Here is a 15,288-nt window from a genome sequence, read left to right on the forward strand (position 1 = left end):
GGCAAGCCAGCTCCCACAGTTGACCGAGTTGTCACTTTGGAATGCGTTCACCTGTGGGAGCTGGCTTGCCTGCGATGAGGCCCTAAAGGTCGCCCATAATTCGCCCGGCAAACCCGAATACCCGCCTGCCCCCACTCAAATCCACCAACTCAACCTCCCGGCTCTGCCCCGGCTCAAACCGCACCGCCGTCCCCGCCGGGATATTCAAACGCATGCCCCGGCTCGCCGCACGATCAAAGGTCAACGCGTCATTGGTCTCGAAAAAATGGTAATGCGAGCCCACCTGGATCGGCCGGTCGCCGCTGTTGGCCACGCTCAAACTGAGGGTGCGGCGGCCCACATTGAGTTCGATGTCGCCAGGCTGGATCTGATATTCACCAGGAATCATGAGGGTTGCCCCAGGGTCTTGAAGTAAATGGCGGTCGGGGTGTAGCGCCCGTCCGGGCTTTGGCAATAGTCAGGCAGCTCACCAATCTTGGTGTAGCGCAGCGACTGGTAGAAGGCTTCGGCGGGTGAGCCGGCTTCGGTGTCCAGGTACAGCAGGCCGCGTTTGTGCTGGCGTGCGGCGAGTTCCAGGGCATTCATCAATTGCTGGCCCAGGCCATGGCGGCGTGCGCGGGTGTGGACCAGCAGCTTTTGCACCTCGGCACGGTTCAGGCCGTTGGCTTTCTGGCACAGCGCCAATTGCACGCTGGCGATCACCTGCTCATCGCGCACCACCACCCACAGCAGCAGGCTGGTGTCTTCGATGCTCGCCTGCACGCCCGCCAAATACGCGCGGGCCTGGGCCTCGTCGAAGTCGGCCATGAAGCCGACAGACGCGCCGTGCTTGACCGCGTCCAGCAACAGCTCGATCAAGCCCACGCGGTAGTGGGCAAAACTTTCAGCATTGACTCGACGCAGTTGCGCGGTGTTCATCAACGTCACTCCTTGGGCGGTTCTGCGCCCGGATTCAGGGTCAGTTGCATAAAGGTCAGGTCCAGCCAGCGGCCAAACTTGATGCCGACCTGCGGCATCTGCCCGGTGGTGATGAAACCTTGGCGTTCATGCAGGCGGATCGAGGCGTGGTTACTGCTTTCGATGGCCGCGACCATCACGTGTTTGCCACAGGTGCGTGCGCGTTCGATCAAGGCCTCCATCAAGCGCGGCCCCACACCTTTGCCGCGTTGGTCGCTGCGCACATACACCGAGTGCTCGACGCTGTAGCGGAAACCTTCGAAGGGGCGCCAATCGCCGAACGAGGCATAGCCGGTGACTTCATCGTTTTCCACGGACACCAGGATCGGATAACCCTGGGCATGGCGTGCGCTGAACCAGGCCTGGCGGTTGCCCAGGTCGACCGGCTGCTCGTTCCAGATCGCCGTGGTGTTGAGCACCGCGTCGTTGTAGATCGCCCGGATCGCCGGCAAGTCGTTTTGGGTTGCGTCACGAATCATCATCAGGCCTCACGCAATCGGCTGGTGGACGGTGACCAGCTTGGTGCCGTCGGGGAAGGTGGCTTCTACCTGGATGTCCGGGATCATCTCCGGAATGCCTTCCATCACCTGTTCACGACTGAGCAGGGTGGTACCAAAGTGCATCAGGTCAGCCACGGTGCGGCCATCGCGAGCGCCTTCCATCAAGGCAGCAGAGATGTAGGCGATGGTTTCCGGGTAATTGAGCTTCACGCCCCGCGCAAGGCGACGCTCGGCCACCAGTCCTGCGGTGAAGATCAGCAGTTTGTCTTTTTCCCGTGGGGTCAGGTCCATGGTTCAAGGTCTCTCTTAAACAGCATTCTTATAAACAACAGAGATCAAATGTGGGAGCTGGCTTGCCTGCGATAGCGCTGGTTCAGGCAGTACATCTGTCACTGACCCACCGCTATCGCAGACAAGCCAGCTCCCACATTTTGATCTTCATGTGCTCCAGATTCGGGGTGGTACCGCTTCTCTGCCCAGTACGGCAGGGCGCAGCAGTTTCCATAAATCAATCAACCAAGCCCTCGCCAACAGCGCTTCACCTGCCAGACAACGGGCCACCAGCAAACCCGGCAATTGGCTCAGGTCGCCACGCACCGCATGGGGCAGGGCGCGGCATTGTTCGAGCAGTTCAGGGTCGATATCGCCGGTCAGCAGCAAGGTGGCAAACACCGGCTGTCCGTCCAGGCCGATGGGCGAGTCGAGCAAGCCATCGGCACCCACAATGCGCTGGCGTTCATGCCAGAGCAATTGGCCGTCGCGGCGGATATCCAAGTGGGATTGAAAGTGGCCCAGGTTAAAACGCTCGCCACTGGCGGGGCGGCCGAGGGCGATCACGTCCCAGTAGAACAGTCGCGCATCGCCTTGCAGCTCGATGCGTGTGCTGAGTTCGGCTTGGGCTGCACTGAACACGATGGTCTCCTGGGGCAGCCATTCCAGCGTGGCGCCGGCTTCCACCGTGAGGTCCAGTTGCTGATACGCCGGGCCGCTGGCGCGGTACCACTTGGCCGCGCCGGGGCTGGTCAATTGCGCCCATGCGCCGGTGCCGACATGGGCGCTGATGTCCAGGCGATCACCACCGGCAATGCCGCCGGGCGGGTGCACGATGATGTGCTGGCACACCTCGGGGCCTTCGGCGTACAGGTGCTTTTGCACCCGCAGCGGGCCGATGTGGCGGCGCATCACCGGGCGTGTGGTGTCGCCGAAACGCGCGTAGCCGAGTTCCAGCTCGGCGTGCCAGCTGGGGGTGAACAGGGCAGGGGTAACGGGCAGGTTCATGGTTTGTGCTTATCGTTAGGACGCTACAGATTAGATCGTTACGAGGCCGCGTACACCTTCGCTTTCCATATTTTCTCCACGGCCCTGCTGCACGATCTCGCCACGTGACATCACCAGGTACTGGTCGGCCAATTCGGCGGCAAAATCGTAGAACTGCTCCACCAGCAGGATCGCCATGTCGCCACGGGCGGCGAGCTTCTTGATCACCGCGCCGATCTCCTTGATCACCGAGGGCTGGATGCCTTCGGTGGGCTCATCGAGGATCAGCAGGCGTGGGCGGCTGGCCAGGGCGCGGCCAATCGCCAACTGCTGTTGCTGGCCGCCGGACAAGTCGCCGCCGCGCCGGTGTTTCATTTGCAGCAGCACCGGGAACAGTTCGTAGATGAATGCAGGCACTTCCTTGGCTTCGGAGCCGGGGAAGCGGGCGAGGCCCATCAGCAGGTTTTCTTCAACGGTGAGCCGCCCGAAAATCTCCCGGCCCTGGGGCACATAGGCAATACCAGCATGCACACGCTGGTGGGGTTTGAAGCCGGTAATGGCTTTGCCCTCCCAATTCACCACGCCTTCCTTGGAGGGCAATAAACCCATCAGGCATTTGAGCAAAGTGGTCTTGCCCACGCCGTTACGGCCGAGCAGACAGGTGACTTCGCCGACCTTCACGTCAAAAGACAGCCCGCGCAGGATGTGGCTACCGCCGTAGTATTGGTGCAATTTTTCAACTTGCAACATATCCAAATTCTCCTCAAATCCCTTGTGGGAGCGGGCTTGCTCGCGAAGACGGTGGGTCAGTGACAGATGTGGTGACTGACACACCGCCTTCGCGAGCAAGCCCGCTCCCACATAAAGCAAGTCAGTGTCTAGGTCAGCGACCGAGATAGACTTCGATCACCCGCTCATTGTCCTGCACCTGTTCCAGCGACCCTTCGGCCAGCACGCTGCCCTGGTGCAGCACGGTGACGTGGTCGGCAATCGAGCCGACAAAGCCCATGTCGTGTTCCACCACCATCAGCGAGTGCTTGCCTGCCAGCCGCTTGAACAGTTCGGCGGTGAATTCGGTCTCGGCGTCGGTCATGCCTGCCACCGGTTCGTCCAGCAGCAGCAGCTGTGGGTCTTGCATCAGCAGCATGCCGATTTCCAGGAACTGTTTTTGCCCGTGGGACAGCAGCCCGGCCGGGCGCTGCACCGAGGCCGTCAGGCGGATGGTGTCGAGTACCTCGTCGATACGGTCCTTCTGCTCGCCGCTCAGGCGTGCGCGCAGGCTGGCCCATACGGACTTGTCGGTCTTCTGCGCCAGCTCCAGGTTTTCGAACACGCTGAGGGCTTCGAACACCGTGGGCTTCTGGAACTTGCGGCCAATGCCGGCCTGGGCGATCTGCACTTCACTCATGCTTGTGAGGTCGAGGTTTTCACCAAACCAGGCGCTGCCGTGGCTGGGCCGGGTCTTGCCGGTGATCACGTCCATCAGCGTGGTCTTGCCCGCACCGTTGGGGCCGATGATGCAGCGCAGTTCGCCGACGCCGATGTACAGGTTCAGGTTGTTGAGCGCCTTGAAGCCGTCGAAGCTGACGCTGATGTCTTCCAGGGTCAGGATGGTGCCGTGGCGGGTATTGAGGCCCTTGCCCGCCGCCTGGCCAATGCCGATGGCATCGCGGCCGGTGCCTGCGTCGAAAATAGGTTCAAGCATGACGTTCCTCATTTCTTCAGCAGGCCGATAACGCCCTTGGGCAGGTACAGCGTGACGATGATGAACAGCGCCCCAAGGAAGAACAGCCAGTATTCCGGGAAGGCCACGGTGAACCAGCTCTTCATGCCGTTCACTACGCCAGCGCCGAGCAGCGGGCCGATCAGCGTGCCGCGCCCTCCGAGAGCGACCCACACAGCCGCTTCAATCGAGTTGGTCGGCGACATTTCGCTGGGGTTGATAATGCCCACCTGTGGCACATACAGCGCCCCGGCCAAGCCGCACAACACCGCGCTCAACACCCACACGAACAGCTTGAAACCGCGCGGGTCGTAACCGCAGAACATCAGGCGGTTTTCCGCATCGCGCAGCGCTGTCAGCACGCGGCCGAATTTGCTCTGGGCCAGGCGCCAGCCGATGTACAGGCTCGCCACCAACAGCAATACCGTGGCCACGAACAGCACCGCCCGCGTGCCCGGCTCAGTGATGCCAAAGCCGAGGATGCTGCGAAAGTTGGTGAAACCGTTATTGCCGCCAAAGCCGGTCTCGTTGCGAAAGAACAACAGCATGCCGGCAAAGGTCAGGGCCTGGGTCATGATCGAGAAATACACGCCCTTGATTCGCGAACGGAAGGCGAAGAAGCCGAACACCAACGCCAACAACCCTGGCGCGAGCACCACCAGGCACAGGGCCCAAAGGAAATGCTCGGTGCCCACCCAATACCAGGGCAATTCGGTCCACGACAAAAAGGTCATGAACGCCGGCAACTCATCGCCCGACGCCTGGCGCATCAGGTACATGCCCATCGCATAACCGCCGAGGGCGAAGAACAAACCGTGGCCGAGGGACAACATCCCCGCATAACCCCACACCAGGTCCAACGCGAGGGCGACGATGGCGTAGCACAGGATCTTGCCCACCAGCGTCAGCGTGTAGGCCGACACATGCAGCGGATTATCCGGCGACAACAACGAAAACAACGGCAGCGCCAGCAGCAGGATCAGGATCACCGCACCCACTGCAATCGTCACCTTGGGGCCGGCCTTTTGCGCGGCCGTCAGCATCAATGGTTGGTTCATCAGTCGATCACCCGTCCTTTCAGTGCGAAGAGTCCCTGCGGGCGTTTCTGGATAAACAGAATGATCAGCGCGAGGATCAGGATCTTGCCGAGCACGGCACCGATCTGCGGTTCGAGAATCTTGTTGGCGATCCCTAAGCCAAAGGCTGCCATGACGCTACCGGCCAACTGGCCGACGCCGCCAAGCACCACCACCAGGAACGAGTCGATGATGTAGCTCTGGCCCAGGTCCGGGCCTACGTTGCCGATCTGGCTCAGCGCTACGCCGCCTAACCCGGCAATGCCGGAACCGAGGCCAAAGGCGAGCATGTCCACGCGCCCGGTGGGCACACCGCAGCAGGCGGCCATGTTGCGGTTCTGGGTGACAGCACGCACGTTAAGGCCCAGGCGCGTCTTGTTCAGCAGCAGCCAAGTCAGCACCACCACGCACAGCGCGAAGGCGATGATCACGATGCGGTTGTACGGCAGCACCAGGTTGGGCAGCACTTGAATGCCGCCAGACAACCACGCTGGGTTGGACACTTCGACGTTCTGTGCGCCGAACACCAGGCGCACCAGTTGGATCAGCATCAAGCTGATGCCCCAGGTGGCGAGCAGGGTTTCCAGAGGGCGGCCATACAAATGGCGGATCACCGTTCGTTCCAACGCCATGCCGATCGCGGCGGTGACAAAAAACGCCACCGGTAACGCGATCAATGGGTAGAACTCGATGGCCTGCGGCACATAACGCTGCATCAACAACTGCACCACGTAAGTGGAGTAGGCGCCGAGCATCAGCATCTCGCCGTGGGCCATGTTGATCACACCGAGCAGGCCGAAGGTAATCGCCAAACCCAGAGCCGCCAACAGCAGGATGGAACCCAGGGACATGCCGCTGAAGGCTTGGCCGAGGATTTCACCGAACATCAATTTGCGTTTGACCTGGGCCAGGCTGGTCTCGGCGGCGGTGTGCACGGCGGCGTCTGCTTCTGCACCGGGAGCGAGCAACGCCTCAAGGCGCGTGCGGGCCAGTGGGTCGCCGGTACTGCCCAGCAAGCGCACGGCGGCCAAGCGCACCGCAGGGTCCGGGTCGACCAATTGGAGGTTGGCCAAGGCCAGGCTGAGGGCGGTGTGTACGTCCTCGTTGGTCTCGGCGGCCACCTGTTGGTCGAGGAATTTGAGCTGCGCAGGTTGTGCGCTTTTTTGCAGGGTAACCGCTGCGGCCAGACGCACCTTGGGGTCGGCGGCGAGCAGTTGCTGGCTGGCTTGGACGTTGTCGATCAGGCTGCGCAAGCGGTTGTTCAGGCGCACGGTCTTGGTCTCGCCGTTGACCGTGAGCTGGCCTTGTTGCAGGGCGTCCACCAACTCGATGCGGGCCGGGTTTGGCTGGGCAGCCCAGTCCTGCAGCAGCTTGGCTTGTTGGCTCGGGTTGGCGGCCAGGAAGTCTTCGGCGTCGCTGGCGTGTGCGGCCAAGGGCAGCAACAGCAGGGCCGTGAGGATGAAACGGTACAGGGCAGTGGGCATATTCTTGGGCCTTGCTCAATCTAAGGTGGGAGCTGGCTTGCCTGCGATAGCGGCGACTTGGTGTACCTGGTGCATCGCTATCGCAGGCAAGCCAGCTCCCACAGGGATTGTGTCGGCCTCAAGTGCCGACACCCCTCGGATCAGTTGCTCTTGACGGCGTAATCCGGCTTCTTGTCATTGCCTGGAATGTACGGGCTCCACGGTTGTGCACGGATCGGTTCCTGGGTCTGCCACACCACCGAGAACTGCCCATCGGCCTGGATCTCGCCAATCATCACGGGCTTGTGCAGGTGGTGGTTGGTCTTGTCCATGGTCAAGGTAAAGCCTGACGGCGCAGCGAAGGTTTGGCCGGCCAGGGCTTCACGCACTTTGTCGACGTCGGTGGACTTGGCTTTCTCCGCCGCCTGAGCCCACATGTGGATGCCCACGTAGGTGGCTTCCATTGGGTCGTTGGTCACGGCTTTGTCCGCGCCCGGCAGGTTGTGTTTCTTGGCGTAGGCTTTCCAGTCGGCCACGAACTTCTTGTTCACTGGGTTCTCTACCGACTGGAAGTAGTTCCAGGCGGCCAGGTTGCCCACCAGCGGCTTGGTGTCGATGCCACGCAGTTCCTCTTCACCCACGGAGAACGCCACCACCGGTACGTCGGTAGCTTTCAGGCCCTGGTTAGCCAGCTCTTTGTAGAACGGCACGTTGGAGTCGCCGTTCACGGTGGAGATCACAGCGGTCTTGCCGCCGGCGGAGAACTTCTTGATGTTGGCGACGATGGTCTGGTAATCGGCATGGCCGAACGGGGTGTAGACCTCTTCGATATCTTTATCCGCCACGCCTTTGGAATGCAGGAACGAGCGCAGGATCTTGTTGGTGGTGCGCGGGTACACGTAGTCGGTGCCCAGCAGGAAGAAACGCTTGGCGGCGCCACCTTCTTCGCTCATCAGGTATTCCACTGCCGGGATCGCCTGTTGGTTCGGCGCCGCACCGGTATAGAACACGTTCGGCGACATTTCTTCGCCTTCGTATTGCACCGGGTAGAACAGCAGCCCGTTGAGTTCTTCGAACACCGGCAACACGGATTTGCGTGACACCGAGGTCCAGCAGCCGAACACCACGGCGACCTTGTCCTGAGTCAGCAACTGTCGGCCTTTCTCGGCAAACAACGGCCAGTTCGACGCAGGGTCGACGACTACCGGTTCGAGCATCTTGCCGTTCACACCGCCCTTGGCGTTGATTTCGTCGATGGTCATCAGCGCCATGTCTTTCAGCGAGGTTTCGGAGATGGCCATGGTGCCCGACAGCGAGTGCAGGATGCCGACCTTGATGGTCTCGGCGGCCTGGATCGTCCAGGTCATGCCCATGGCGGCAATGGATGCCGAAAGAGTGAAAGCCTTGATCAAGCTGCGACGCTTCATGGTGCGATCTCCGTGACCGATGTTTTGTTAGGGGGCAGATGAGGGACGTTACGAAGGTGATAGCAAGGGGTGTGCCGAAGTCATCCAACCCTGATGGGCAAGGGCCAAGCAAACGTGCAAGCCGGGTGGGTTGCACCAATGTGGCGCCCAATTGCGCCTGTGGGGCGCGGCGATGTGCTGTTGTGGTGCTGGGGGCTGTCGCTACTTATCTACCGGCTGGACAAGGGACTTCACTCCGAGAATGAAAGTGCTGGGCGATGTGCCCAGGATTTTTTCCAGGAGTTGTCATGGCTATCAGATTGTCACGTGAAGAGCGGGCTGCCAGTTCAAACCGGGGGGCTTCCCAACTGCCGCCATTGAGCCCTGCTTTTTTGCATGAAGTGGACGCAGCGAACTGGGCTCACCAGGAAATTGGTCAACGACGAGACGTTGAATACGGCGGGGTGATTGTGCGAGACCCCACCGGCCAGTATTTCTCGACCGTGCCGGTGGCGGGCGAAGGAATGCAGTTCGATTTGCGGGCGGTGTTGGGCATCGGCACCGATGGCTACTATCTTCAGCCACAAGGCTATACCTGCGTTGCCAGCTACCACTCGCACCCTGCGCAACATGCATTAATTCTTCAGCGAAACCGCAGCTTTGATGAGCGCATGGCCAAGGCGTTTCTGGGGTTCATGTCCGGTACGGACTTTTATCGGGATGTGCATGATCGTGATTTTTTCCCGTCGTCCTATCTTTCCGGACCGGATGGATCGCTGATCCGCCATACCCCAACCGGCTCAGAGGCTGAACGCAGTTTTGCCTTGTGGGTGCAGGCCGGAAAACCACCCGGAAATCGGGTGGGTGTGTACGGCGGGTTTGATGAGTTCATCAAAAAGATTTCGACCTTCGGCTCGCTCAGCTTGATTGTGCCGACCCCATTGTGGGGTGGCTCTCGCGGCAAAGTGCCGTCCGACTGGGTTGTTTTCGAGCCTTTTTCCTCGTCAACGGTGACCGAGCAACCGCTGTTGACTGCGATCTTTCCCGAAGCGTCTCTGGCAGTGACGGCGGCGTTTTCTTTGCAGCCTTCAGAGGCGGTTGAATCGCACACGTGTGTGGTGCTGAAGCACGTTAATCAAGATCGTTACGTTGCAACCGTCGCGTCGCCTGGTCGTGAACCGCTGTTTTCGCTTGATGCGATGTTTCCGAAGGGGCCGGATGGGGATCTGCAATTACCCGCCGGGTATCGCCTGGAAGCCCTGTGCTTGGGTGACGGGCCTGAAGTGAGCCAGATTGCTGCGAGAGAAAGCTGGTTGGCCAGTGTGCTTTTTTCGCCGAAGCAGATGGGTGCGGCTATCCGAGAGGGCAGCAAGAGGTTAGCGCTGCAGGATCCTCAGCGTGGGCTTTCCCTCTACATAAATTCCCAGGATATGGCGTTGCTCAAGCTCAACGTCCCTCCCGAGAGTCTGGCTGCCGAGTTGTTCAAGCGAGGCAGCGATGGTGAGATCAATGACAGCGGCGCCCAGGCCGAGATGGCCGCTGGCACCCTGACGCCGCGCGATTTTTTGCGCCGGGTGATCGACGCCACCGACCTGCGGGTGGTCCGGGCAGGCCAGTTCTGGCGGAAAGTGGGGCCGGTAGATAAGCGGTCGGCGGTGTTGGCTGCGCAGACCCCGCTGACTTTGTCTGGCTCGTTTCTATCATCCCGGGATGCAGCGCTGTACGCCCATGAGTTGATTGGCAACCAACGAAGTGTTTACTACAGCGGTTACGTGCTCAAGAGGCCGGACGGTCAGTTTGTGATCACGCTTCCTCAGGAAAGCTTCGCTAATACATTTGCCTTCATGTTGTTTTTCCCCACGAGCGGAGAAGGAGCACTGATTCCTCCCGAGCACTACGAGCTCCATGCGCGTTATGGTTCCCATCCTGAACTGTCCATGGTCGATTCCGATTGGGTCAAGCAGCGACACTGGACGCGGGATGACGCGTTAATCAACCTGCAGGTGTTTTCCTGCGATGAAATGTACTCAATCCTCTTGGCAGGACGGGTAGCCTACCTTTCCGGGGCGCAGGACTGTTTACTGGAATACTCCCCGAATCGCTCGTCTGCTGAGGAACTGCTACGGGCTAATATCAGCCCCTCAGCCGGGGAGCAGGGGCTGGTGCGCGGGCTCGATCACGGGGAAATCAAACCAGCCGATTGGGTAACGAGATTAGCGTCTGCGGGTGAGTTCAAAATCATCCAGGGCAATCCGTTGTGGGGGCCTCGTGGGGTTGTCTACAGTGACTGGACGCCCAACTATGACTATGCGCCCCGCCTCGGCCCACCCGACTACGTCACCTATGGTTCCTTGTTCTCGACCCTGAATGAGGCTGCCCGCGACTTGCACAAGCGTGTGCATGGGCGCAATTTCGCTGCGCAGGCATACTTCGCATTCATCCTCAAGCGTAGGGATCAGGAACAGTACATTGCGACTGAAGTAGTGGGCGTTGTCTCCTCCAGCGACTTGTTCGATCTCAGTAAATTGTTTCCCAGAACCAGCCGTGACAAGTTCCAGCTGCCCGAGGGGTTTGAGCTGCATGCCTTGTTCAGGTCACAGCAGTGGTCGCCACAGTGGACTGCACCGGTGAGCAATTGGTTGACGTTGTATTTCGTCACGCCGCAGGTACTGTATTCCGCGCTTTATGAAGCTCAGCGCGATCGAACACGCAGCCTGCCGATCTTCTTTTCTACCCTGGACGGTGCGTTGCTGAGTTACCGACCCTCTCCTATCGAAGTGAAAGCCGGCGGCGAGGCGGACCGGTTGTTGGTGCTGGCACGAACGCAGTTGGATTCTGGCATAAAGACACATATGGACTTTGTCAGGGAGTGGGCAGCCAAGGGCGAGCTCCAGGTAGTGCGCACCAGTCAGTGCTGGGATGAGATCGGCCTGGTGAGTAACGACTGGGCTGGCTATAAAACGTTGACGTCGCGGCGCTTGAGCCCTGCGTTTGCTTCGCCGGATGACGCGGCACGGCATGCCCTGAGCTCTATTGGCAACCACTTTCGGCGCGCTTATGGCGGCGTCATTCTCAAGCTGGCCAACGGTCTGTGCGTGGCCACTGAGCCCTTGATACTGCCGCCTCGGGGGGTGACGCTGAACTGGATCTACCCTGACGCCAGCGTTGCCACGGGGCTCTACCCGGGGGGAAGCACCATCATTGCTCGCTATCGGTCGATGCCGGTTCAAGAGGTGCCTATCTTATTGCCAAGCCTGCAAAAAGCGGTCTACCAAAGCATGATACCCAGTGCCGTGCTGGCAGAGTTGCTGCACAGAGAGGTACACATCAAGCGTGACTACGTATTCGGGGCGAACGGGTCGATTCTCAGTTATGACCTGTCGGACTCTGAAGAGGAAAAATTACTGAGCGGCAAGTTGATCGCGCTTAACCGTGTTAAAGGTGATTTGGCCGACAACGAATGTGAGCAGCAACTTCGCACGGGAACGTTGTCACCACAGGACTTTATGAATTCGGTAGCCAAGGCCGGCCTGTTACGCGTAGTGAAGGGAGATGCGTTGTGGGGTCACCCGAGGACGCTCAAACCTCTTTTCGCATTGAACCCATACGTCCTGAGCCCATTGCTCGTGCGGAGGGTCGCAGCCGACCCACCTTGCAGTCCCATTTTTACCCGCGACCTTGATGCCGTCCGTCACGTCCAGCTCGGTTGGAAACCACAGCCTCAAGTGGCTTTTGGTTATGTGCTAAAGGCATTCGGCAGGGAGCTGTACATGGCGACTTTGCCCCTTGTCAGGCAGGAATTTGACGCCTTGAAAGCCGTGTTTGTCGACGGCCAGTTACCCCAGGGCTACGTGATGTATGGCTTGTACGTGTGCGCATCGACCGAAATGATCGCCCCGGCGAGTGACGAAATGGCCCGCTACTTCTTCACGCCTGTCACGATTGCGAGAGCACTGACATACGTGACCAGCCCCCGAAATGGACTGACACTGCCGCTTTACCTGCTGTGTTCGGACGGCGCATTGCTGTGGTACACCACGCCGAAAACGGCGGATGTGTTGCAGACGTGGTTGAATAAGCTGTACGACGACGCTAAGCGAGTGCGTGAAGGCACCCTGACGGTGCGCGATTATGTGCGTCTGATGGCGGGCAACGGAACGTTGCACATTCGGATCACCAGCCCGACCTGGAGTCGCAAGGAGCAGGTTGATGCCCAGTGGTCGCCCAAGCGCCCGCCACATGCTTTCGCCGACGACCCTTATTACCATTCATTCTGCGGTCCGCTGTATTTCTACGCCGACGACGCCGCTCGGTACGCTCAGCGATCGATTGCCCCCTTTGTCGACAAAGCGTACCTGGGGGCTGTACTGGTGCCGCCGCGCATTTCCGGGTTTGTCGCAATCGATCCCGTGGAGGACCGCCCCGGCTACGGCGACAGTACGTTGGAAGAGTTGTTCTGGAAGGGTCATGCCGGGTTCGACGTGCCGGAGACCAATGTGCTGCACAGCTACAAGATTGCAGCAGTGCATGCCTTTTATAAGGCAATTCCCAGCACTCCCAACCTGAACCGGGTTGACATAAACCTGCTGGCTAATTTTGTCTCCAGCGCTGATCTGGGTAATTACCTCTCTGTCATACGGAGCAATTTACCTGACGCCAAGAGCGTCTACCTGTCTTGCCGTGGGGGAGGAATGCTTCAGTACATACCTGCGATGACAGGGGAGGAAACCGCCATGCTCAGTGCCCGGCCAGCGGTCAGCCCCAGCATGTTGGTGAGTCAGTTACGACGCGTGGGCCGCCTATCAGTGTTAGTCACCGACAGATTCTGGAACGCACTAGGGCCTTTGGGTGATACAACCGACCCAACGGGGCTTGGGGCAAGTGAACCCTGGTATGGGCGCAACAAGGATGAACTTTGATAATCCCTCTCAAAGCAGCCGCCCAAAACACCTCATTCTGATCACGGCTTGCGCATCAGCCCGATAAAAAACAACCCGCCAATCGCCGCCGTGGCCACGCCAATCGGCAAGTCTTCGGGGGCGATCAAGGTGCGGGCAGCCACATCCACCCACACTAAAAACAGGCTGCCGAGCAGCGCGCACACGGGCAATAACCGGCGGTGTTCGGCACCGACAAGGCGTCGGGCGATATGCGGCACCATCAGACCGACAAAGCCGATGGAACCGCTGATGGACACCAGTACACCGGTCATCAGCGAGGCCACCATAAACACCTTCAAGCGCACATTGCGTGCGTTGAGACCGAGGGTCACGGCGGTCTGTTCACCGGCCATCAGCGCGTTCAGCGGGCGCGCCATGCCTACCAGCACGAGTAATCCCAGCAGCACCGTTGCGCTGGGAATTGCCAGCAGTTCCCAGCGTGCCAGCCCCAGGCCGCCGAGCATCCAGAACATCACCGCCGACGCTGCGCGATGATCGCCCATGAATAGCAACAGATTGGCCGCCGCCATCATCACGAACGATACCGCCACGCCGCACAGCAACAGGCGATCACTCTCCAGCCGACCATTACGACTGGCCACCGCCAGCACTACCAGCATGCTCATCAAGGCGCCAATAAAGGCGGCGATGGGCAAGGTCAGCAGGCCGACGATTTCACCCACATGCAGCACCACGATCACCGCGCCCAACGTGGCGCCGGACGTGACGCCGAGCAGGTGTGGATCCGCCAGCGGGTTGCGCGTGACAGCCTGCAATACCGCGCCGATCAGCGCCAGCCCGGCCCCCACCAAGGCACCCAGCAACATGCGCGGCACACGAATAAGCCAGACGATATGTTCCTGCCCGGCCGGCCAGTTCACCTCGCCAATTCCAAAGGCCTTGTACACCACGATCCGCCACACCACATCCACCGGCACCCGCGCAGGGCCGAAGCCCAGCGAGATGACGCAAGTGACCAGCAACACCGCAGCCAGGGCGGCCAGCAGCAAGGCATAGCGACGGGTGATCATTCGCCGTGGAACCCCTTTGCCAGGGTCTCGACGGCCAACACGTTGTCGATGCCCGGCGTGGCTTGCACGTAGGGGATCACGATGAAGCGTTGGTTCTTGATGGCATCCACGGCTTGCAGCGCCGGGTTGTTCATCAAGAAGGCCTGTTTTTGTTCAGCGGTGATTTCGCTGTAATCGACAATCACGATCACCTGCGGGTTGCGCTCCACCACGGTCTCCCAGTTGACGCGGGTCCAGCTGGCATCCACGTCATCGAGAATATTGTGCCCGCCGGCTGCCTCGATCAGCGCTTGCGGCATGCCCAGCCGACCTGATGTCATCGCGCGGTCTTCACCGCTGTCGTAGAGGAACACTCGTGGCTTGTCGGCGGGCAGGTCCTTTTGCACCTCGGCAATTTGCGCCTGCATCTGCGCGATCAGGGCGTTGGCGCGGTCTTGTACGTCGAAGATCTTGCCCAGGTTGCGCAGGTCGTTATAGGTGTCTTCCAGGGTTGCCGCCGGACGCTTCATGACGAAGGCACACGACTCGGTCAACTCGTACACGTTGATGCCCAAGGGTTGCAGGGTGGCAGGCGTGAGGTCGCCGCCTACGCGCATGCCGTAGTCCCAGCCGGCGAAGAAGAAATCCACGTTGGCGTTGAGCAGGGTTTCCGGTGAGGGATACTTGCTCGCCAGCTCCGGCAGGCCGTCGAGGGTGCTGGCCATTTCCGGGGACACCGACTTCCAGCCCGTGACCCCGCTGTAGCCGGCCATGCGTGGCTTGAGGCCCAGGGCGAGCATCATTTGGGTCATGTTGATGTCGTGGCTGACCGCGTGCTTGGGCGCCTCCTGAAAGGTCACGTTGCGGTTGCAGCTTTTGACAGTGACCGGGTAATGAGTCGCTTCGGCAAAGGCCACGGAAGTACCGAACAGCAACGTGAGGGGCAGCAGGGCGCG

General features: G+C 60.2%; 13 protein-coding genes. 1 reads left to right on the forward strand and 12 read right to left on the reverse strand.

Annotated features, from left to right (window positions below; translation table 11 throughout):
* Positions 1–82 precede the first annotated feature (82 nt).
* The 10 genes from CFE47_RS17415 to urtA all read right to left on the reverse strand — a co-directional run bounded on the left by CFE47_RS17415 (position 83) and on the right by urtA (position 8,403).
* The gene (locus CFE47_RS17415; RefSeq protein WP_286838866.1) at positions 83–388 is read right to left on the reverse strand and encodes an urease subunit beta; all 306 of its coding nucleotides are present in this window, start codon (positions 386–388) and stop codon (positions 83–85) included.
* A complete protein-coding gene (locus tag CFE47_RS17420; RefSeq protein ID WP_286838868.1) occupies positions 385–918 on the reverse strand; it encodes a GNAT family N-acetyltransferase in 534 nt (177 codons plus the stop codon). The genes CFE47_RS17415 and CFE47_RS17420 overlap by 4 nt, the downstream gene beginning before the upstream one ends.
* A gap of 5 nt (positions 919–923) precedes the next feature.
* A complete protein-coding gene (locus CFE47_RS17425; protein WP_286838975.1) occupies positions 924–1,436 on the reverse strand; it encodes a GNAT family N-acetyltransferase in 513 nt (170 codons plus the stop codon).
* A gap of 9 nt (positions 1,437–1,445) precedes the next feature.
* A complete protein-coding gene (locus CFE47_RS17430) occupies positions 1,446–1,748 on the reverse strand; it encodes an urease subunit gamma (RefSeq protein ID WP_010213535.1) in 303 nt (100 codons plus the stop codon).
* Positions 1,749–1,895: 147 nt separating this feature from the next.
* Positions 1,896–2,735: an urease accessory protein UreD gene (locus CFE47_RS17435; RefSeq protein ID WP_286838872.1), complete on the reverse strand. Its 840-nt coding sequence runs from the start codon at positions 2,733–2,735 to the stop codon at positions 1,896–1,898.
* A 30-nt stretch (positions 2,736–2,765) separates the two neighbouring features.
* Complete coding sequence (gene urtE, locus CFE47_RS17440; RefSeq protein WP_286838875.1) at positions 2,766–3,464, reverse strand: urea ABC transporter ATP-binding subunit UrtE; 699 nt, start codon at positions 3,462–3,464, stop codon at positions 2,766–2,768.
* A 133-nt stretch (positions 3,465–3,597) separates the two neighbouring features.
* Positions 3,598–4,431, reverse strand: coding sequence for an urea ABC transporter ATP-binding protein UrtD (gene urtD / locus CFE47_RS17445; protein WP_286838877.1), 834 nt, complete (start codon positions 4,429–4,431; stop codon positions 3,598–3,600).
* Positions 4,428–5,495, reverse strand: coding sequence for an urea ABC transporter permease subunit UrtC (gene urtC / locus CFE47_RS17450; RefSeq protein WP_286838879.1), 1,068 nt, complete (start codon positions 5,493–5,495; stop codon positions 4,428–4,430). The genes urtD and urtC overlap by 4 nt, the downstream gene beginning before the upstream one ends.
* Entirely contained in the window at positions 5,495–6,997 is a 1,503-nt protein-coding gene (urtB, locus tag CFE47_RS17455; protein WP_286838881.1) for an urea ABC transporter permease subunit UrtB, read from the reverse strand. Before urtB ends, urtC begins: the two co-directional genes overlap by 1 nt.
* 140 nt (positions 6,998–7,137) lie before the next feature.
* Positions 7,138–8,403 carry an urea ABC transporter substrate-binding protein gene (gene urtA, locus CFE47_RS17460; RefSeq protein ID WP_095014510.1) on the reverse strand — a complete coding sequence of 422 codons (1,266 nt, stop codon included), beginning with the start codon at positions 8,401–8,403 and terminating at the stop codon, positions 7,138–7,140.
* 287 nt (positions 8,404–8,690) lie between these two features.
* Here urtA and CFE47_RS17465 point away from each other — a divergent pair, with 287 nt between their 5' ends.
* Positions 8,691–13,301: a DUF4329 domain-containing protein gene (locus tag CFE47_RS17465; protein ID WP_286838886.1), complete on the forward strand. Its 4,611-nt coding sequence runs from the start codon at positions 8,691–8,693 to the stop codon at positions 13,299–13,301.
* Positions 13,302–13,342: 41 nt separating this feature from the next.
* Here the strand turns inward: CFE47_RS17465 and CFE47_RS17470 are convergent, their stop codons facing one another.
* Both CFE47_RS17470 and CFE47_RS17475 read right to left on the reverse strand, forming a co-directional pair.
* Positions 13,343–14,353: a FecCD family ABC transporter permease gene (locus CFE47_RS17470; protein ID WP_286838889.1), complete on the reverse strand. Its 1,011-nt coding sequence runs from the start codon at positions 14,351–14,353 to the stop codon at positions 13,343–13,345.
* Positions 14,350–15,282 carry an ABC transporter substrate-binding protein gene (locus CFE47_RS17475; protein WP_286838978.1) on the reverse strand — a complete coding sequence of 311 codons (933 nt, stop codon included), beginning with the start codon at positions 15,280–15,282 and terminating at the stop codon, positions 14,350–14,352. The genes CFE47_RS17470 and CFE47_RS17475 overlap by 4 nt, the downstream gene beginning before the upstream one ends.
* Positions 15,283–15,288 lie beyond the last annotated feature (6 nt).

This window comes from Pseudomonas sp. PGPPP1 (assembly GCF_002255865.1).
In the GTDB taxonomy this organism is placed as follows: domain Bacteria; phylum Pseudomonadota; class Gammaproteobacteria; order Pseudomonadales; family Pseudomonadaceae; genus Aquipseudomonas; species Aquipseudomonas cremoris.